At 60.8% G+C, this 19,882-nt stretch carries 17 protein-coding genes; 1 reads left to right on the forward strand and 16 read right to left on the reverse strand.

What is annotated here, in order from left to right:
* Positions 1 to 15: 15 nt before the first annotated feature.
* Positions 16 to 1,035, forward strand: a complete 1,020-nt coding sequence (bchU, locus tag PLUT_RS10865; protein ID WP_011358815.1) for a bacteriochlorophyllide d C-20 methyltransferase BchU — start codon at positions 16 to 18, stop codon at positions 1,033 to 1,035.
* A 155-nt stretch (positions 1,036 to 1,190) separates the two neighbouring features.
* On the opposite strand, the gene PLUT_RS10870 is transcribed toward bchU, so the two are convergent.
* The 16 genes from PLUT_RS10870 to mraZ are packed head-to-tail and all read right to left on the reverse strand — an operon-like array spanning position 1,191 to position 19,820.
* Positions 1,191 to 2,489: an acetyl-CoA hydrolase/transferase family protein gene (locus tag PLUT_RS10870; protein WP_011358816.1), complete on the reverse strand. Its 1,299-nt coding sequence runs from the start codon at positions 2,487 to 2,489 to the stop codon at positions 1,191 to 1,193.
* A 29-nt stretch (positions 2,490 to 2,518) separates the two neighbouring features.
* Complete coding sequence (gene ftsZ / locus PLUT_RS10875) at positions 2,519 to 3,829, reverse strand: cell division protein FtsZ (RefSeq protein ID WP_011358817.1); 1,311 nt, start codon at positions 3,827 to 3,829, stop codon at positions 2,519 to 2,521.
* Positions 3,830 to 3,867: 38 nt separating this feature from the next.
* Complete coding sequence (gene ftsA, locus PLUT_RS10880) at positions 3,868 to 5,175, reverse strand: cell division protein FtsA (RefSeq protein WP_041464232.1); 1,308 nt, start codon at positions 5,173 to 5,175, stop codon at positions 3,868 to 3,870.
* A gap of 24 nt (positions 5,176 to 5,199) precedes the next feature.
* On the reverse strand, positions 5,200 to 6,045 hold the full coding sequence (locus PLUT_RS10885) for a cell division protein FtsQ/DivIB (protein WP_011358819.1): 846 nt from the start codon (positions 6,043 to 6,045) through the stop codon (positions 5,200 to 5,202).
* A 49-nt stretch (positions 6,046 to 6,094) separates the two neighbouring features.
* Positions 6,095 to 6,640, reverse strand: coding sequence for an FAD-binding protein (locus PLUT_RS10890; RefSeq protein ID WP_011358820.1), 546 nt, complete (start codon positions 6,638 to 6,640; stop codon positions 6,095 to 6,097).
* On the reverse strand, positions 6,627 to 8,048 hold the full coding sequence (gene murC / locus PLUT_RS10895; protein WP_011358821.1) for a UDP-N-acetylmuramate--L-alanine ligase: 1,422 nt from the start codon (positions 8,046 to 8,048) through the stop codon (positions 6,627 to 6,629). The genes PLUT_RS10890 and murC overlap by 14 nt, the downstream gene beginning before the upstream one ends.
* A 42-nt stretch (positions 8,049 to 8,090) precedes the next feature.
* Positions 8,091 to 9,188, reverse strand: a complete 1,098-nt coding sequence (murG, locus tag PLUT_RS10900) for an undecaprenyldiphospho-muramoylpentapeptide beta-N-acetylglucosaminyltransferase (protein WP_011358822.1) — start codon at positions 9,186 to 9,188, stop codon at positions 8,091 to 8,093.
* Positions 9,185 to 10,381 carry an FtsW/RodA/SpoVE family cell cycle protein gene (locus tag PLUT_RS10905; protein WP_011358823.1) on the reverse strand — a complete coding sequence of 399 codons (1,197 nt, stop codon included), beginning with the start codon at positions 10,379 to 10,381 and terminating at the stop codon, positions 9,185 to 9,187. Before PLUT_RS10905 ends, murG begins: the two co-directional genes overlap by 4 nt.
* Positions 10,378 to 11,760, reverse strand: coding sequence for a UDP-N-acetylmuramoyl-L-alanine--D-glutamate ligase (murD, locus tag PLUT_RS10910; RefSeq protein WP_011358824.1), 1,383 nt, complete (start codon positions 11,758 to 11,760; stop codon positions 10,378 to 10,380). Before murD ends, PLUT_RS10905 begins: the two co-directional genes overlap by 4 nt.
* Positions 11,757 to 12,863, reverse strand: a complete 1,107-nt coding sequence (mraY, locus tag PLUT_RS10915; protein ID WP_011358825.1) for a phospho-N-acetylmuramoyl-pentapeptide-transferase — start codon at positions 12,861 to 12,863, stop codon at positions 11,757 to 11,759. Before mraY ends, murD begins: the two co-directional genes overlap by 4 nt.
* Before the next feature lie 10 nt (positions 12,864 to 12,873).
* A complete protein-coding gene (locus PLUT_RS10920; RefSeq protein ID WP_011358826.1) occupies positions 12,874 to 14,304 on the reverse strand; it encodes a UDP-N-acetylmuramoyl-tripeptide--D-alanyl-D-alanine ligase in 1,431 nt (476 codons plus the stop codon).
* Positions 14,301 to 15,872, reverse strand: a complete 1,572-nt coding sequence (locus tag PLUT_RS10925) for a UDP-N-acetylmuramoyl-L-alanyl-D-glutamate--2,6-diaminopimelate ligase (RefSeq protein ID WP_011358827.1) — start codon at positions 15,870 to 15,872, stop codon at positions 14,301 to 14,303. Before PLUT_RS10925 ends, PLUT_RS10920 begins: the two co-directional genes overlap by 4 nt.
* Positions 15,869 to 17,890: a penicillin-binding protein gene (locus PLUT_RS10930; RefSeq protein ID WP_011358828.1), complete on the reverse strand. Its 2,022-nt coding sequence runs from the start codon at positions 17,888 to 17,890 to the stop codon at positions 15,869 to 15,871. The genes PLUT_RS10925 and PLUT_RS10930 overlap by 4 nt, the downstream gene beginning before the upstream one ends.
* A 27-nt stretch (positions 17,891 to 17,917) precedes the next feature.
* Positions 17,918 to 18,379 carry a hypothetical protein gene (locus PLUT_RS10935; protein WP_011358829.1) on the reverse strand — a complete coding sequence of 154 codons (462 nt, stop codon included), beginning with the start codon at positions 18,377 to 18,379 and terminating at the stop codon, positions 17,918 to 17,920.
* Positions 18,376 to 19,359, reverse strand: a complete 984-nt coding sequence (gene rsmH / locus PLUT_RS10940) for a 16S rRNA (cytosine(1402)-N(4))-methyltransferase RsmH (RefSeq protein WP_011358830.1) — start codon at positions 19,357 to 19,359, stop codon at positions 18,376 to 18,378. The genes PLUT_RS10935 and rsmH overlap by 4 nt, the downstream gene beginning before the upstream one ends.
* Positions 19,359 to 19,820: a division/cell wall cluster transcriptional repressor MraZ gene (gene mraZ, locus PLUT_RS10945; protein WP_011358831.1), complete on the reverse strand. Its 462-nt coding sequence runs from the start codon at positions 19,818 to 19,820 to the stop codon at positions 19,359 to 19,361. Before mraZ ends, rsmH begins: the two co-directional genes overlap by 1 nt.
* Positions 19,821 to 19,882: the final 62 nt, after the last annotated feature.

Raw genomic sequence — 19,882 nt, forward strand, 5'->3', positions numbered from 1 at the left:
AGCATAACGCCAACCATGAACGAAATAGCGTTACTGAAACAAAACCACAGAGCCAACGAGCTGATTTTCAAGGGACTTGTGGAATTCGGATGTTTCAAGGCCGCCCTGGAACTCGATCTTTTCGCCCTGCTTGCAGATGGAGCAAAAGATACTGCAACTCTGGCCAGAGAAGCAGGTGCTGTACCCCCGAGGCTCGGCATGCTCCTTGAGGCTCTCCGCCAGATCGGCGTAACTACTGAAAATGCCGGCCAGTGGGACCTCACCCCGATGGCAAGAACCATGTTCGTCCCCGCTGCCGATCAACCCAACATGTTTATGGTTCCGGTGGCCAAAGCCATGGCGCACCTTGCCGACAGCTTCTACCTGAAAATGGCCGATGCGGTCAAGGGAAATCTCAACTTCAAGGGCGAAGTACCCTATCCGCCTGTAACACGCGAAGACAACTGGTACTTCGAGGAGATCCACCGAAGCAACGCCCATTTCGCCATCAAACTCCTGCTTGAAGAGGCCCGCCTTGAAGGCACCAAAACCCTTGTCGACGTCGGAGGCGGCATCGGCGACATCTCCGCAGCCCTTCTGAAAAAGCATCCGCAGCTCGACTCCACCATCCTCAACCTTCCCGGCGCCATCGGCCTGGTCGATGAGAATGCCGTCGCACAGGGCGTCGGGGGACGGCTCCGCGGAGCAGCCGTGGACATCTACAAGGATGCCTATCCGGCAGCCGATGCCGTGATGTTCTGCAGAATCCTCTATTCAGCAAACGAACAGCTGACCGAAATGATGTGCAGGAAGGCCTATGACGCCGTTCCGGCCGGAGGCAAAGTCCTGATCCTCGACATGATCGTCGATGACCGGGAGAACCCCAACTTCGACTACCTGAGCCACTACATCCTCGGCGCCGGCATGCCGTTCTCCGTGCTCGGGTTCAAGTCGCAGGAAGCCTACCGACAGATACTCGAGTCGATCGGCTTCACCGATGTGCGCATGGTCCGCAAATACGACCACCTGCTCTGCGAAGCGGTCAAGCCCGCCTGAGACACCGGCGCCAGGAGGGCGCAGCCCTTTGCCGGCGTCGCCCCGGATGCAAACAAGAAAAGCCTTCTTCCCGTACTGCAGGGAAGAAGGCTTTCTCTTTACACTGAAACAGGCACGGCAGAATCAGCATGCCGCCCGCTGCCGGCCAAGGGGCGCTAGCAGCATATCGATGACTTATTGTAGGCCCCGTAGACGGCATGTGCCTCCCTGCAGATATCCTCGCGGAAATCCGGGTGGGCGATGCTGGCAAGCGCTTCAGCCCGCTGGCGGAGGTTCTTGCCGTGCAGGTTGACAATGCCGTATTCAGTCACCACGTACTGCACATGGGCACGCGTTGTCACCACACCGGCACCCGGCTGGAGGCGGGGGACGATCCGCGAGAGCCCCTTGCGCGTCGTCGAAGGCAGCGCAATGATCGGCTTGCCGCCGGGAGAAAGAGCGGCGCCCCTGATGAAGTCCATCTGGCCGCCGACACCGGAGAAATGCCTCTGGCCTATCGAATCCGCACAGACCTGGCCGCTCATGTCGATTTCAATGGCGCTGTTGATGGCCGTAACCTTCGGGTTCTTACGGATCTCTCGGGTGTCGTTCACGTAATCGGAAGGAAACATCTCCACGAGCGGGTTGTCATCGACAAAGTCATAGAGGCGGCGTGTCCCGACAAGGAAGCTCGCCACGATGATGTCGCGGTGGGTGTTCTTCTTCGAACCGTTGATGACCCCTTTTTCCACCAGTTCGACAACACCGTCCGAAAACATCTCGGAGTGGATGCCGAGGTCGCGATGACCGGACAAGGCCGCAAGGGCAGCGTCGGGAATGGCGCCGATGCCCATCTGCAGTGTAGCCCCGTCCTCGACGATGCCAGCGATATGGCGACCGATGCTGAGCTCGATCTCGGTCAGCTCATGAGCTGCGGTCTCGGGAAGCTGGTCATCGACATCGACCATAGCATGGATCCTGCTGACATGCAGCATTCCCTCGCCGTGTGTACGTGGCATATTAGGGTTGACCTGTGCAATCACAAGCTTTGCCCCGTGAACGGCGGCAAGCGCGGAATCGACTGATACGCCGAGCGAACAGAATCCGTGGCGGTCAGGAGGGGAAACATGGACAAGGGCAACGTCGAGGGGAAGCACGCCGTTCAGGAACAGCGAAGGAACGTCTGAGAGAAAGACCGGAATGGCGTCTGCATCGCCCCCCTGTACAGCGGAACGGACATTCCTGCCGACAAAGAGCGAGTTCAGGCGGAAGCTTTCACGGTATTCAGGTCGCACATAGGCGGCCTCTCCTTCCGTGTGCAGGCTGACGATCTCCACGTCTCTCAACTCATCGGCCCTCCCGACCATGGCGTCGATGAGCCGCTGCGGGGTTGCCGCTGCAGTATGCAGAAACACCCGGTCGCCCGACTTTATCCTGGAAACCGCCTCCTCAGCGGAAAGCGCGTGATACTTCATGACAAGAATTGTCTAGCAGAAAAACCCTGTCAGATCCAATTTTTTGTTCGGCGAAGATGGGCCGGAAGATCTGACTGACCTTTCTGAATTATATCTTCATGTTCTCCATTCCGTCCGGCGGAGGCACGACCGAACCCGCCGCCCTGGCCATCTGTCATTCGCCCGGCCGCATCATAGGGGCCGGATATCTGGATATTCTTTCTGATGTAGGCAGGAACCCTGAGATCCTCGTCCGGACGCTCCGCGGCAGCTCCCTGCTGAGCGGCGAAGGGCATCTGATGTGAACGGTGCTGCCGGGGCGGAACCGTCCTCATTCCGGAAGTCATGGCTGGCGGCTCCTCCCGCTCCCGGGGCTTCGGCGGCTCCTGGTCCTTGCGCTTGAATCCGGTGACGATGACCGTCACCCGGACCTCGCCGCCGACGAGCTGCTCGTCGACATAGCCGTTGATGATTTTGGCCTCCCCTCCTGCCTGTTCGGCAATGAAGCTCATAGCCTCAGAAAGGTCGCGCATGCTGACCCCTCCGGTGATGTTCACCAGCACGCCTTTCGATCCATTGATGGAGATTCCCTCGAGCAGCGGACTGCCGAGCGCGTCCGAAGCCGCTTTGAGGGCGCAGCGCTCGCCGGCGGCTGCCGCCGATCCCATGACTGCATCTCCTGCCCCCGACATGATGCTGCGCACGTCAGCGAAATCAACATTGACGTGTCCGTGGCTCGTTATGATATCGGCAATCCCCTTTGCGGCGCGGTAGAGGACGTCATTGGCCATATTGTAAGCTTCTGTGGCGCTGACCCCCTCCTCTGCGATGCTGAGGATCTTTTCGTTTTCGACGATGATGAGGGTGTCGATGTACTTACGCAGCTCGGCAATGCCCCCGTCGGCAATGCGTGCTTTCACGTCGCCCTCGAACCCGAACGGGCGTGTGACCACTCCGATGGTGAGGATGCCCATGTTCCGGGCGATTGAGGCGATGACCGGAGCCGCACCCGTTCCGGTGCCCTTACCCATGCCGGCGGTGATGAAGACCATGTCGGCGCCCTCGAGCTGGGCAGCGATGATGTCGCGGTCGTCATCTGCCGCCTGTCGGCCCTGTGCAGGATCCGCGCCGGCACCAAGCCCGCCGGTGGCCCGCCGTCCGATCTGCACCCGAAGCGGAGCCTTGGAGTTCAGAAGGGCCTGGCGGTCGGTGTTCATCACGATGTATTCCACGCCGCTGATCTTGCGGTCGATCATGTTGTTGACGGCGTTTCCTCCGCAGCCGCCAACGCCGACGATCCTGATCGTAACGCCTTTCGACTGGTCGCTGTCGAACAGGCCCGGATCGAGTTCAAATGCCATGGCTTATCGCCCTCCCATTTCTTGTTCCGCAGTCCGCCTCACAGCTGCTCCCAGAATTTCTTGAAGCGGTTGAGGATTTTCTGCCAGAAGCCTTCATGAGACTCCTCGGGCTCCGGCTTCGGCTGGGGTTGCGCCCCCTGTCCTACCACCGGTTTCGGCTCAGATGGCCCCGGCGTTACCGGCTCGACCGTCAGCGCATGCTCGAAGGCGTGGCCGACAAGCCCCGTGACGGTTGCGTAAATGGGGCTCTCGACAGCACCGCGGATGCCGCCGGACACCCCTTCGGGGCAACCAGTGCGGACATCAAGCCCGAGGATGCGCGAAGCCAGGGGCTCCGTAGCGCGGAGCAGTGAACCTCCACCAGTGATGATCGCGCCTGCGTGGAGGGCATCGTAGAAGCCCGATTGGTTGAGGGAGTCGCGGACCATCTCGAAAATCTCCGTCATGCGGGCCTCGATGATGAGGGTGAGGGAGCTTCTGGGGAAGTATTTCGACGGGCGTCCCTCGATGCCCTCAACGACAAGTTCCTCGTCCTGGCCGCTTTCGGGCCCGTAGGCGCAACCGTAGGCTATTTTCAGCTCCTCGGCAATGCCGTGAAGGGTCTTCACCCCGTAGGCGATGTCGCCGGTGACGTCGTTTCCGGCCACCTTGATGACGTCCGAATAATGTATCGCCCCGTCGAGATAGACGGCGACCTCGGTCGTGCCTCCGCCGATATCAATGACGGCCACACCGCTTTTGCGCTCGCTCTCCCTGAGGACGGCAAGCCCTGAAGCGATGGGCTCGAAAGTGATGGCACCGACCTCAAGCCCTGCTTTCTCAACGCACTGGCGGATGTTGCGGATCTTCGTTTTCTGGCCGACCACGATGCAGGCGCTGCCTTTCATGGTGGTGCCGGCCATTCCGATGGGATCGGGGAGGCCTTCCTGGTCGTCGACGGTGAATGTCTGCGGAATGACGTGGATTATTTCGTTCTCGATGTCCAGATAACGGATGTTCGAACGGGCCTTCTCAAGAAAACGTCGCACGTCCGACTCGGTAACCACGCCGGTCTGGTTGATGCTGATCTCGGAGGTGCTCGGAATGCAGTGCACATGGGTACCTGATATCCCTACGTTCACTCTGCCGATCCGGATGGAAGACTCCCTCTCGGCGTCGGCGACGGCAAGCCGGATGGCCTCGACCGTCTTGTTGATATTGACGACGGTCGCCCGCTGCAGACCCTCAGATGCCGCAAGGCCACGGCCGAGGAGGTTGAGTTTCCCCCTCGCGTCCTTTTCGGCGACAACGACACACACTTTGGTTGTCCCTATGTCGAGACCAACGGCAATATCGCTTTTGGGCATTGTGTCTTTTCCGTGCATGATGTTCTACTGGGGCGCTTCCGGTGGGGCCTCCCGGGCCGGGGCATCGGTGGTGAAAATCCGGTCGCGGAACCGCAAATCCACCGTCTCGTAAGTTCCGAAACCTTTCTTCGAAACTACCTTTCGCCAGAATATCTCGAATTTTTCCAACTTTTCCTTGAAGTCCCCGTCATTGCCTATAATAAAGCGGGCGGGATCTCCGGCAACCGTAAAATACGTCAATCCTTCGCCGTCAACATGCAGGCTTCGGACGAGAAGCCCCGCATAAGGAGCATCGGCAAGTGCGTCCACGAACTTCCGGACCACCCTGCATTCGTGACCCTCGATCTGCCGGAACCCATATCTCAGGGGCCGGGTCCGTCCGATGCCCGACACCGTGAGAAGTTCCCGGAACCGTGCCCCCCGAAGCATCGTTCGCGGCATCAGCACCCCGTCCCTGTCGATGGCTGAGGGCACTCCGTCAACAATGCTCAGCGCCATCGGCCTGCGCTCCCGCAAGGTAACGCGCAGGATCCCGTTCAGCTCCCGATTGACCGCGGCATCCTTCACCCACGCAATTGCGTTGACCCTTTCAGCAGCCGCCACCGTGTCGACACCGTCCATCGGACGGCCGAGATGGCTCGCAAGGGCGGACTCCACATCGTAAGGGGCAACGATCTCGGCCCCCTCGACCACGATGCTGCGGACCCGTACATCTTCTTTCCACGATAAAGCGCTTTTCCAGAGCCATCCGAGCAGGAGGAGCACCGGCAGAAACGCCAGGATAAAGGCTTTTCCGCCGCCACCCGATCTGGGAGCCCTATCCGGCCGTTCCAGGGGCCGGGAAGCGCTGCTCTCCTCGGAATCAGTCATAAGAAACAACAGTTTCGGTATTATTACAACGGTCGAACAAAATAAATCTTCACAATTTGCGCCCCAGACGGAACGCGACGGATAGAATCACTTCACCCTCGCCAAAGCCGTCGGGCTTCACCCGGCGCGCCTCGCCGTTGCGGAACAGCTCCAGCCACTCGACCTGTCCGTACAGCTCCGAGCAGAATGAGCAGCACCGCATGGACAGTGCCCCACCGACACTCCCCTCGGCATGCCTCTCGGTCGAGGCTTCGGGAAGGGCTATATCCAAAGGGAGGTCACTGAGGAGGGTTCCCGCCCCGGCAATGACGCGTCCTGCCGTCACGCTCACACCCTGCAGCGCACGGTGCGAAAGGATGACCGCTCCGCGGAACCCTGCTCCGCCGTCATTCAGGCGTGAGCCGGTACCCACAACCCTGAACGGCTGATCGCTCTTCTGAAAATAAAGAATGCTCCGGCAAAAGTCATCCTTCCGTTCGGGAATGACGAGAACATCCGCCGGTCCTCCCCTGCGGGCCACCGTATGGTCGGCCAGAGGCTCGCCGATATGCAGGTCGCCCCGGACATGCTGCCTGAGTTCCTTAAGCGCGAGCATGGCCCTCCCCGCCGGAAACCCGGCCTGCGACCTCCGTTGCAAGAACTGTAATATCTCCGGCGCCCATGAACAGGAGAATCGTCCCGCCCGGAGCCGGCTCGGCCCCTTCGTTGAGAACGGCAGCAAGCAGCTCGTCCCGGTCAGGAACAAACGCAACCTGACGTCCGCCGGCCCTCCGGACCGCCTCTGCCACCAGTGCACCGTCCACACCCGGAAAATCCTCCTGCTTCTCGCGGGAGGGGTAGACAGCCGCAACGTACACGCCGTCCGCCCGTGAGAGAGCCCAGCCGTATTCGTCGGCGAACTCCAGGGTCCTTGAAAACAGGTGCGGCTGGAATACGGCGATGACCCGGGCATCGGGCCAGCCGCTCCGGGCGGCCTTCACGGTAGCTTTCACCTCCGAAGGATGGTGTGCGTAATCATCGATGACCATGAGCCCGCGGCTGTCACGGAACTTCACCTGAAAACGCCGGCGCATGCCGCTGTACCGGCCGAGCCCCGCAATCAGCCGCTCAGGCTCGATGCCGAGCTCGAGCCCTGTGGCAAAAGCCGAAAGAGCGTTGAGTATGTTATGCCGTCCGGGCACGTTGAGGCAGACTCCGGGATAGTCGGTTCCGAAGGCGGTGATGGTAAAGGTGGCGCGGCCATGATCCATCACGATGTCACCGGCTGTCACGTCGGCAGGCTCCTCGATGCCGACGGTGGTGAGGCGGCGGTTCAGGGAACCGATGATCCTGCGGATCTCCGGCCAGTCGACCGAGCAGATCACCCTGCCATAAAAAGGGACCTTGTTGGCGAACTCGATGAAAGAGCGCTTCAGCTCGTCGAGTGTGCCGTAGGTGTCCATATGCTCCGACTCCAGACTGTTGAGCACTGCTATGGTGGGGGTCAGTCTCAGAAACGCCCGATCGAACTCGTCGGCCTCGATCACCATGTAGCGGCCCTCGCCGACAACAGTGCTGCCTTTCAGGTAGTCGGATACCCCGCCGATCATCACCGTCGGCGATTCGCCCGACTCGATCAGCATGGTGGCAATCATCGCCGTCGTCGTGGTCTTTCCATGGGTGCCTGCCACGCAGATGCCCGACTTGTAGCGCATCAGCTCGCCGAGCATCTCGTCGCGCTTGACAACGGGAATGCCTGACTTCAGAGCTTCCGAGATCTCGACGTTTGCATCGGGACGTACCGCCGACGAGTATACCACTACGTCGCAGTCCGCGACCTGCCCGGCCTCGTGGCCCCGGTAGATGACGGCCCCGTGCTGTTGCAGCTTGTCGGTTACCTCCCCCGTCGACAGGTCGGAGCCGCTGACGGCAAAGCCCGATTTCAGGAGGAGCTCTGCAATCGCGCTCATGCCTGCCCCTCCGATCCCCACGATATGCACGCGTTTCGTCTTTCCAAGTTCCATAGTATTGCGGTCCCTTTGGTGTGTGTCCGGTTAATTGTCCGGTTAATGTTCTTCAGCAAGGTCGATGATCCGGCCGGCAAGGATCCGGGCTGCTTCAGGCGCCGACAGCCGCCCGGCCTCGGCGCCCATCATCTGGAGGCGTTCCCGGTCGTGGAGCAGGGCGATGACACCCTCAATGGCCTCCGGGTTCTCAAGCTCGCGGTCCTCTATCATAAGAGCCGCCCCCGGGCCGGAGAGCGCCCTGGCGTTATGGCGCTGGTGGTCCCCCGTCGCATGGGGATAAGGCACCAGCACCGAGGGTTTCCTGAGATTCGTCAGTTCAGCGATGCTTGAGGCCCCTGCACGGCAGAGCACGAGGTCCGCCGCGGCATATGCGCTCCCCATATCCTCGATGTAGGCGCCGATCCAAAGGTTCCGACCGGGGCTCACCTCTTTTTCGATCCGCCCGAAGTCCAGCGCTCCGGTCTGCCAGATGAGGTTTGAGCCTGCCGTCAGCCGCCCCAGATGCCGAAGCACGGCATTGTTGATTGCTCGGGCCCCGCGGCTTCCGCCGAAGACGAGAAGCGTGGGAAGAAGGGGGTCGAACCCGAATGCCTCCCTGCCGATACTGCTGTCTCTCTGAGGGAAACTACGGGCAGGGTTTCCGGTCAGGAACACCCCCCGTTTTTTCATGAGGTACCCGGTCGCCTCCCTGAAGGCGACATGCACCTCGCGGGCAAGGATCGAAAGCAGTCGGGTGGTAAGGCCGGGAAACGCGTTCTGTTCCTGGATCAGCGTTTTCCTGCCGAGCAGCTGGGCGGCAAGCAGCACCGGTGCGCTGACAAAGCCTCCCGTGCCGACCACCACGTCGGGCCGCTCCCTCCGGATCAGGGCCGCAGCCCTGAAAAGCGAGGCCGCAAAATCGGTGAGCACCCCGATGTTGGAGAGCAGTGCCGACAGCGAACGGCCGCGCTTCAGCCCTCGAACAGGAATAAGATGCAGGCGGTAGCCGAGCCGCGGAACCTCCCCGGCCTCAATCCCCGAGGCGGTCCCGGCAAAGGAGAGTTCAACACCGGGCACCATCTCCTTCAGCATGGCGGCCATGGCGACGGCCGGATAGAGGTGCCCTCCGGTACCCCCTCCAGCAAACAGTATGTTCATGGGTGACTCCATTCCAATGGTTCGGTTCCGGATTCAGGAGAACGTTCGGGTGCTGTTTCCGCCACCATGTCATGCATCCGTTTCCGGTGCCGGGAAATGCTGAGCAGGATACCCACGCCGAGCGAGTTGAAAAGAAGGGCTGTGCCTCCGTAGCTGATGAACGGCAGCGCCACGCCGGTCGTCGGGATGAGGTGGCAGGCCACGGCAATATTGATGAAGGCGAAAAGAGTGATGGCAACGGTGATGCCGAGTGCGACAAACCTCCCGAAGAGGTCCGGGGCGTGCTTGGCGATGATCAGGCCGCAGATGAAAAAGCCCGCAAAAAGCAGTACGACCGACACGGCTCCGATAAAACCGTACTCTTCACCGATGACGACGAACACAAAATCGTTGTAGGATAGCGGAAGATAGAGTTCCCGCTGTTTGCTGGCCCCGATGCCGAGTCCGAGGAGGCCCCCGTTGCCGAGCCCGATGAGCGCCTGCACCACCTGGTAGCTGAGCCCCTTCGGGCTGTCACTGAAGAATGAGACCAGCCGCGCGATCCGGTACGGAGCGGCAAGTGCGTAAGCGATGGCAATCGGAATGACCAGCGCGCCGGTCGCCATCAGGTAGCGGAGATTCACACCACCGGCAAACATGAGGATGAAGCCGAGGATGGTGATGAGCGAGGCCGTGCTGAAGTTCGGCTCAAGCGCCACGAGCACCGAAACGGCCAGCAGCAGCGCAAGCATGGGGTAGTAGCCGGTGTCGAGGTCGCGCACGTCACCCTCCTTGTCGCTGATGAAACGGGCGAATCGGAAGATGATGGCATATTTGGCAAGGTCGGAAACCTGGAATTTCACAGACCCGACACCGATCCAGCGTGCCGCACCGTGTATCACGCCGACCACCTTCAGGAGCAGGAGCGCCGTCAGGAGGGCCAGGCTCACCAGATAGAGAAGGCGGCTGATTTTCGAGAAAAAGTGGTAGTCGAAATGACCGACGACGAGAACGACTGCGACTCCGGCGAGGGTGAAGATGACGTGACGCCATAGGAAATACTCGCTGTTGGAGAACTTGGTTTCAGCCCATCCGGCACCACTGCTGTAGACAACCACCACTCCGATGCACATCAGCACCGCAACGATGAACAGCAAGAGCTTGCCGGCAACGGCTTCGCCGCGTGACGAAGGCATGTAGATGCTCTCCGTCATGCCTCAAGCCTTCCTACTTCGGCCTTGAAGCTGCGCCCGCGGTCTTCAAAGTCCCTGAACAGGTCGAAACTCGCGCAGCCGGGAGAGAAGAGCACCGTCCGACCCGTCCCGGCACCCCCGGCGGCAAGCCGGACAGCGTCCTCGAGCGTGGCAGCCTCGACGACCGCAACATCGGCGCGGAAGGCATCGGCGACTTTTTGGCGCGACTCGCCCATGGCGACGACGAGGTCGGCCTTCTCGCGTACGAGGGTAGCAACCGCAGAATAGTCGTTCCCCTTGTCGCGCCCTCCGGCAATCAGCACGATGCGGCCGGGAACCGCCTCGAGCGCCTGACGCATGGCATTGACGTTGGTAGCCTTTGAATCGTTGATCCAGTCCGAACCCCGTTTGCTGGCGACGAATTCCTGGCGGTGCTCGACGCCGGGGAACTCCCTGAGCGCCTGAAGCACCGCTTTTTCGTCAAGCCGAAGCGCCCTGGCAAGACCAATCGCGCCGAGCACATTGCTGTTGTTGTGATTGCCGCGGAAGCTCCCTTTCTGGAATTCGGATGTATGGATCAGCCGCCGCAGGCCAGCATGCACCCACCCGTCCTCGAGGTAGATGCCGGAGGAAGGATCTCCCCCGACGGGTCCCGCTGTCGAGAAGGGGACCGTCGAAAACTGTAAGCCGCCCACCGAGAAGCGGGCACGAAGAATCGGATCATCCGCGTTGTATACGAGGGTCCCGGAGGAGCCGAGGTTCATCGCAATGCGGTATTTCGCATCGGCGTAGCGCATGATGTCGCCGCCGTAACGGTCAAGGTGGTCGGGCGTGATGTTGGTGATGAGGGCGGCCTCGGGCCTGAACGAGCTGCAGCGCTCAAGCTGGTAGCTGCTGAGTTCGACGACGGCGATGTCGCGCTCTTCCATCTCTTCAACCTTGGAGGAGAATGGAACCCCTATGTTCCCGACCCCGTAAGCCCGGTACCCGCCGAGGCGACCGACGGCCTCCGCCATCCGCTGTACAAGTGTCGCCGTCGTCGTCTTGCCGTCCGTGCCGGTGATGCCCGCAATCCGGGCACGGCAGAACCATGAGGCCAATTCGATCTCGCTGTGCACTGGAATTTGTCGCCGCTCGAGCTCCCTGATGACAGGAACCCCCGGAGGAACACCGGGGCTGACGACGGCGAAATCCGCGTCGAACACCCTGTCCGAATGGCCTTCCGACTCAACCTCCGCCCCTCTCTGACGGAAACGCAGGGCCGTGTCGGGGTCCAGGGCGCCCTTTTCGCTGAGCAGCACCCGTGCGCCGTGACAAAGCAGCAGTTCAACGGCAGCGTTCCCGCTCCGTCCGGCGCCGATTACCGACACCTTTCTGCCCGCAAGATCGGCTCTCTTCATCTGAGTTTCAATGTCATGAGGCTGGTGAGAAAAAAGAGGATGGTGATGATCCAGAATCGGATGACGATCTTCTGTTCCGCCCATCCCTTCAGCTGGAAATGGTGGTGGAGCGGAGCCATGAGGAAAATCCTGCGACCCTGGCCGAAACGCATCCGGGTATACTTGAAATAGAGCACCTGCACCGACACCGACAGGGTTTCAAGAAGGAATACCCCAGCCAGCACCGGAAGCAGTAACTCCTGCTTGATGAGCAGCGCGATGACGGCGATGGCGCTGCCGAGCGCCAGCGATCCGGTATCGCCCATGAAAATCTCCGCAGGGTTGGAGTTGAACCAGAGGAACCCGACAGAAGCCATGACGATGGCCATGCATACCACCGCGATCTCTCCGCCGCCGGGAATGAACGGGATGCTGAGATAGGTGGCATAGACCGCGTTGCCGGCAAGGTAGGCGAAGCCGCCGAGGGCGAAGACCACGATGGCAGAACTCCCCGATGCCAGCCCGTCGAGGCCGTCGGTGAGGTTGACGGCGTTGGAGAGCGCGGTAATGATGAAAATGACAACCGGGATATAGAAGTAGCCGTAATCGATCGTCAGGTTCTTGAAGAACGGCACGCTGGTCTCCCGCATAAGGACCGAAAACGCAGGGTCAAGACTGGTATATATGCCGACTACAAGACCGAGCGCAACCTGTGCGACGAGCTTCCAGCGGGGTGAGAGTCCGCCTTTGACCTTGAGCACCACCTTGCGGTAGTCGTCGATGAAGCCGACAACGCCCATCCAGAGAACGGCGAGCATGATCAGCCAGACGTGCGGATCGTCGAATTTTGACCAGAGCAGCACCGACACCTCGATGGAGAAAATGATGAGCAGCCCGCCCATGGTCGGGAGATCTTTTTTCTTCCGGTGCTCGGCAGGGGCCTCCTCCTTGACCGGCTCGATGAAGCGGGAACGGAGGTAGCGGATGAACCCCGGGCCGGCCAGAAGGGTGATGAGGAGGGACGTGATGGCCGCCGCACTCGCCCTGAATGTGAGGTACTCTACGACACCGAGTCCAGGCGGATTGTAGGTACTGTTGAAGTAATGCAGAAGATAATAGAGCATAGGTATCCGTTCAGCTTGTTTGTGTTCCCTTTTTCAGCTCAAGAATGAGAGCCCCGGCCGTCTGCTCGAGGTGCATGCCCCGAGATCCCTTGAAGAGCACCGCGTCACCGCTCCTGACTTCTTCCTGAAGGGCATGAAGCAGCTCATCCCTTCCGGTAAAATGCCCCCGGCACCGTTCGGGCAGCTCACGGCCGCCGAGGCCGGCAAGTGCGCCGAAGGTGAAGAACATGTCGATGGGAAGGCCGGCAAGATAGCGTCCGATGCTCCTGTGCTCATCTTCTGCAGTCGCCCCGAGCTCGAGCATGTCGCCGATGACGGCAATCCTCCGCCCGCTGCATGGCATGTCGGCCAAAGTGTCGAGCGCAAGGCGCATCGAATCCGGATTGGCGTTGTATGTGTCGTTGATGATGGTGACTCCGCCCTCCTCCGAGAGCTCGAGCCGTTTCCATCCTGATTCAGGAAGGAGGCCTTCGAGACCCGCCTTCACCTGAGCGGTTGAGAGACCGAAGTGCAGTCCGACTGCCGCCGCAGCCACTGCGTTCTGTACGTTATGCCGGCCGGTGAACTGCAGAAAGACCTGCTCCCGCACTGCACCTGCAGTGAGCGTGAACGATACCCGTCCGCCATGGCCGACGGAAACTGATTCTGCGCTGCAGATACGGCCTTCCGGACTTCCTGTTCCGTAGAGAACGTGGCGTTCGGAATCGGTGGCGGCATCTGCGAGGCGGGAGTCGTCGGCGTTGACGAAGATCGTGCCCCTGCAACGGTCGAGCCAGTCGAACAGCTTGCGTTCGGCCAGCCTGACGCCCTCTAGGTCGATGAGGAACTCGAGATGCTCGTGGCCGATGTTCGTCAGAAGACCGTCGGTTGGCCGAGCTATGGCGGTAAGCAGTTCCATCTCGCCGGGATGGTTGATGCCCATCTCGACGACGGCTATTTCGGTGTCGCGCCGCATGCCGAGAAGGGTGATGGGAACACCGAGATGGTTATTGAAGTTGCCCCGGCTCACATGAACCTTGAATCCGGTGCGGAGCACCGCCGCAGTCATCTCCTTCGTCGTGGTCTTGCCGTTGCTGCCGCCGATACCGACAACCGGAATCGGAAAGGTGTCGCGGTAGATTGATGCAAGTTCCTGCAAGCCTTTTTCGGTATCCTGCACGACGATGTATGCTTTGCCGGGAGGAGGAACCGGATCTTTCTCCAAGCTGTGCCACTCCCGTGATACCATCGCAAAGTCGGCACCGCGCCGGAACACATCCTGGACAAACCGGTGCCCGTCGGTCGACTCGCCTCTCAGGGCAATGAAGATCCCCGGCCCGTCGATCGCCCTGGAATCAATGGCCGCAACCGGATCCTGCACCTCCCTGCGGGGATGTGCTTCGGGGTTCAGGACCAGCTCTCCGCACTTCCTGAAATCCTCCCATGTCAATACACCTTTCATTCCCTCGCTTCCTGTTCGGGGTTCTTTTCGCCGTTTTCCTGTGCAATGCCTGCCGCCAGCACCTCGCGGTCTGAGAAATGCTCCCGCCGCCCATGGGTCTCCTGATAACACTCGTGCCCCTTGCCTGCGACGAGGAGGATGTCTCCGGAACGAAGCATGCCGACCGCCGTCCTTATGGCCTCTGCCCTGTCGGGGATGCGAAGATGTTCTCCTCCGCCCATGCCCCCCTCGATCTCGTCAAGGATCGCTTCAGGATCCTCGTCTCGGGGGTTGTCGGAGGTGATGACCGAAAAGTCGGCCATCTCTATGGCGATCCGCCCCATTTCCGGGCGCTTCTGCCGGTCGCGGTTGCCGCCGCACCCGAACACGACGAGAAGCCGTCCATCCGGAGGAAGAAGTTCCCGCAGGGTGCCGAGCGACTGATGGAGCGCATCGGGGGTGTGGGCGTAATCGACAATGGCCGTCCCCTCGAAGCCTGGACCCTCAACCTGTTCCATCCGCCCTTCAACGCCCTGAAGCCCGGGAAGCGATGCGGCAACGTCCCGGGCGGGAACCCCGAGCTGATGGGCTGCAGCGGCGGCCTCAAGCATATTCATCACATTGAACCGGCCCAGCAGGCGGAACTCTTCTTCCGGCTGCACGCCCTCGGGAAACGAAAGCGCGACCACAGAGGAACCCACACCCTCTCTGCGGACCATAGCGCCATAGTTAAGGCCGCACCGCATGCCGCCGAACCCAGCAGCGTCAAGTGAGCAACAGGCTCGCTGCTCCTCTGCTACCCTGGCCGCCATGAACGTAGCCATCGGGTCTTCGGTGTTGAATATCCCGATACCGCCCGGCGCAAGCTGGTCGAACAGCTTGCGCTTGGCTTCCGCATAAGACTCCATCGACGGATGGAAATCAAGGTGGTCAGGCGTCAGGTTGGTGAACACCGCCGCCTGAAATGCGATGCCGTGCACCCGCCCGAGTTCGAGTGCATGCGAGGAGACCTCCATCGAAACTGCACGGCAGCCACCATCTACCATCATCCGGAACAGGCGGTGCAGCCCGTGGGCCTCGGGAGTGGTCCGCTCCAGCGGGATCTCCCGGTCTCCGATGATAGCCTTGCCCGTGCCGATGTAGCCGCAGGAAATTCCGTTCATGGAGAGGATGGAGGAGATGAGGCGTGCCGTTGTCGTCTTGCCGTTCGTACCGGTCACCCCAACAATCCTCAACCGGTCGGCCGGATGGCCGTAATATGCCGCAGCAGCAAGGCTGAGAGCCCTGCGGGCGTCCGGAACCCGGATGCAGGGCGGGCCGTTTAAAGCGAGCTCCATGGGGAAGTCCTCCGAGACCACCGCCGAGGCGCCCCGTGCGATGGCATCCTTGATGAACCCTCGACCGTCTGCAGCAAATCCCCTGACCGCAACGAACAGCGATCCCGGCTCGACCACCCGAGAGTCATTGGTGAGCATCCGGACCATAACCCCGTCCGTCTGTCCTGCCGCGACCTCATACGCCCCCATCCCCCGGAGAATCTCCCGGAGAGCGACCGGCTGCATACCGTCCAATGCGGTGTTTGGGTTCATGAGGGGTTCCTGTTCCTCTTGCTGGGGGCGAGCGTCACCCTTATTTTTCTCCGCTCTTCTACTTTTGTTCCTGGTGCCAAGCTCTGGCTTGAGACAAGACCGTCCCGCGGACCGCTGCACTCCATTGTAAGCCCGAGCCATTTAAGCAGACGCTCGGCATCCTCACGCCCCATGCCCCGGAGCTCCGGTACCGCCACCGAGGAAGTCCTCTTCAGCTCGGCCTGTTCCAACGAGCGGATGGAGAGGTTCTCCTGCATTTCGCTTGAGCAGGCGATCATCCTCGACGCGATTGAACGGAACGAAGGGGCGGCTACAGTGGACGCATAATACGCTGGTTTAGGATCTTCAACAAGCACGATTATCGCATATCGCGGGTCCTCAACGGGGAAATATCCAACAAACGAGGAGACATAGACCGCAGTGCGGTAGGAGCCGCCGCTCGCCCGCCTGGCCGTTCCTGTTTTTCCCGCAACAGTGATGCCCTGGAGGGAGGCACTCATCGCCGTTCCGCTGTCAACGACCGCCTTGAAATACTCTGTTCCTATGTATGCAGCGCTCTTTTCAGACATCACCCTCCCGACACTTTCCGGCTCAAAGCTGCGCACGGTATGGCCGTCGGCATCAGCAATCCGCCTAATGATGAAGGGGCGCATCCGCTTCCCCCCGTTGGCCAGGGCAGCGTAGGCCTGAAGGATCTGGAGGGGGGTGGTCATCACCTGATAGCCGTAGCCCATCCATGGGAGGGTGGTGCCGTCCCACTTTTCCAGAGGACGCACGGAACCCGGAAGCTCACCGATGAGGCCGATCCCGGTTTTCTTGCCGAACCCGAACCGGCACACATAATCGTAAAAGGTCTCACGACCTACATCCATTGCGGTATTGGCCGCAACAATGTTGCTTGAGTACATGACGGCCTCGCGGAAGGTGATGTTGCCGTACGGCTCGTGGTCCGTGATCCTGAGGTTGAATATCGGCATTACCCCGTTGTGGGCGAAGACCATGTCTTCGGCCTTTCGACCCAGTTTCTCGGTGGCCGCCGTGGCCATGACGATCTTGAAGGTGGAGCCGGGCTCAAAGCTGTCGGTCACCGAACGGTTCCGGGCTTTATCGGCCGTCCAGGTAGAGCGGTTGTTGAGGTTGAAGGTGGGGTTGTTGGCCATGGCAAGCACCTCGCCGGTCCTGACGTCCATGACGATGCCGGTAGCTGCCGAGGCGCTGTAGCGCTCGACGATGCCCGACAGTTCGTCCTCAACGATGCTCTGGATGTCGGCGTCGATGGTAAGCTCGACCGTATTGCCGGTAACGGCCGCCTCCTGGCGGGCGTCAGGGGCAGGGTAGCGGTTGCCCGTCGCGGTCCGCTGGTAAACGGTGGTGCCGTCAGTGCCATGCAGTTCGCTGTCGAGCTGGAGTTCAAGGCCGCTGGTCCCCTTGTTGCCGCTGCCGGTCAGGCCGATGAGCTGGGCTGCCACGTTCAGGTAGTACCGCTGGTGCTCACGGTCGTTCCACACTCCCGGGATCTTCTCTTTCAGAAGAGGCAGCGCCTTGGCGATGGGCACCTTCCGTCCGAGCACCGCGTTGCCCCTCCTGCGCCTCAGCTCCTTGAGATAGGTGGAGCGGCTGCCGCCGAGGTGGCGGGCAAACAGGGTGGCGATGGCGCCGGAGTTGTCGAAGGTCTTCTGGCGGCGGGTCCGGCGGTCGTTGACCGGACGTCCCTTGCTGTCGAAAAGAGGTGTACGGCGCACCACCTTCGGATCGGCGTAGAACGATACCGACTCGATGCTCTCGGCAAGCATCCTGCCGTGGCGGTCAAGGATGTCTCCCCTTCGGGCAGTGCTGGTGACCACGCGTTCATACTGCTTCGCCGCCTTGATTTTGTAGACCTGACCGTTGATGATCTGGATCTTGAAGAGCATGACGATGATGGCCGACATGAAGAGGGCGAAGAGCAGCATGAGGACGCCGACCCTCCGGCCGAACCCCCGTTCGCTCTCATGCATCTCTTTGCGCACTTCGTTCATCGTTCACGCGTCCTTACGTTCTCTCGTTCACGGTTCGATTTCGACAGGAGGTTCCACCGAGGGAGTGAGCCCGAGCGCGGCGGCATCCTTTGTGATGCTGTGTATGCTCTGCAGCTCCCTGATCTTCAGTTCCTGTGCGGCAAGCACGCTTGATGTCAGCTGGATATGGGTCCGGAGCCGCTCGTTCTGGAGCGCCAGACTCTTGATGGCGATGGTGCTGTTGATCTGGAAGAGGAAAAAAAACGTTCCTAATAGCAGATACACGAACGAGCGCAACCGGAGAAGGCTCGTGAAATCAAATGATGCGGCGCTTTCCGGTAATGCATCGGCCGGGGTGGGTGATGCCGCCTGCGGATCCATTTCCACGGCGGCCGCAACGCCCTCACTGGCGGGCACGATGACGGAGACAGTGCCCGACTGGCTGGGTCCCCTGAAAAAGAATGTCTGGATCCTGCTGAATGACGCAGGCAGCAAGCGCTCGCTGATCACTGGACTCCTCCTGTTTTTTCTGCTACTCTGAGTTTTGCGCTCCTCGACCGGGGATTGACCCGGACCTCATCTTCCGATGCGACAACCGCCTTGCGCGTAACCGGGACCAGCGTACCTCTGGAGAGGGGCTCGCGAAGCCCGACGCCTTTCGGCCCCCAGTCACATTTCGACTGTGCCGCGAAATACTGCTTCACCATCCGGTCTTCGAGCGAGTGATAGCTGATGACGGCTATCCGACCGCCCTCATCAAGCACCGACACCCCGTCCTCCAGAACCCGCTGCAGGACATCAAGCTCCCTGTTGACGGCTATCCTGAGCGCCTGGAAAACCCGCGACAGCGACCTGATGGATGGCTGGCGGCCGTGCACGACGCTCCTGACGATGTCCGCAAGATCCTCGGTCGAGGAGAGGGGGCCATGCTTCATCCGGGCGGCAATGACGGCCCGGGCTATCGCCCGGCTCCGCGGCTCCTCGCCGTATCGGAAAAAAATTGCGGCCAGTTCCCGCTCATCCGCATCATTGAGGATGTCCGCCGCCGTCGTGGATGCAGAACTGTCCATGCGCATATCGAGCGGCCCTGTCCGCATGTAGCTGAACCCCCGCTCCGCCCTGTCGATCTGGCGGGAGGAAACCCCGAGATCAAGCAGGATTGCTCTGGCCCGGGGCTCCAGCCCTTTCTGCACGGCCTCCCTTGATGCCAGCCGGGCGATGTCCTGGAAATTTCCCTTCACGGCAACTGCCCTCCCCGGATAGGCCGCAAGGCGTGAGCCCGCCTCATGAAGGGCTTCATCATCCTGGTCAATGCCGACAAGAAGCGAACCCTCAAGCCAGCCACCGCTCTCCAGCGCCCGGAGGATGGCCATGGAATGTCCGCCGCCGCCGAGTGTGCCGTCCACGTAAAGGCCGGGGCCCCGGACCAGTGCATCGACGCATTCATGCAGGAGCACCGGGTCATGATAGCTGTCAGGGGAACGGGGCATCAGAAATACCGCCCCGCAAGCGCTGCAAAGCGCCCGCTGCTGCCCTCAAGCACCTCGGAGAGCCTTCCGGGCTCCCATACAATCATTTTGGTATCGGCCCCTATGATGACGACATCCCGGGTAATCCCCGCATGGTCAAGGAACTCCCTGGAAAGGGGAATGCGGCCCTGGCGGTCGAGTTCGACCATCTCAAGGCTTTCATACATAAGGGTCTTAAGGAGGCGCTCATCCGGATGAAAATCCGAGAGCGCGGAAATGGTCCTGGCCATCTCCTCCCACACGTCGGGGAGATAGAGCTCCAGGGAACTGTCGGGTGACTTCATCACATAGAGCGAAGCCGGCTCCTTTTTGGAGGCAAGGCTTCCGGACGTCTCGGGGAACTTCCTGCGGAACCTCGCAGGAATCATCAGCCGTCCCTTTTCGTCGACCGCATGCTTCTCTTTTCCGATAAATCCTGCCATGGCGACGCCTATCTATGCTACGGTTGGGCCAGAACCTCCCATTTTTTACCATTTTCCACCAC

The sequence above is a fragment of the Pelodictyon luteolum DSM 273 genome (assembly GCF_000012485.1).
Classification (GTDB): domain Bacteria; phylum Bacteroidota; class Chlorobiia; order Chlorobiales; family Chlorobiaceae; genus Chlorobium; species Chlorobium luteolum.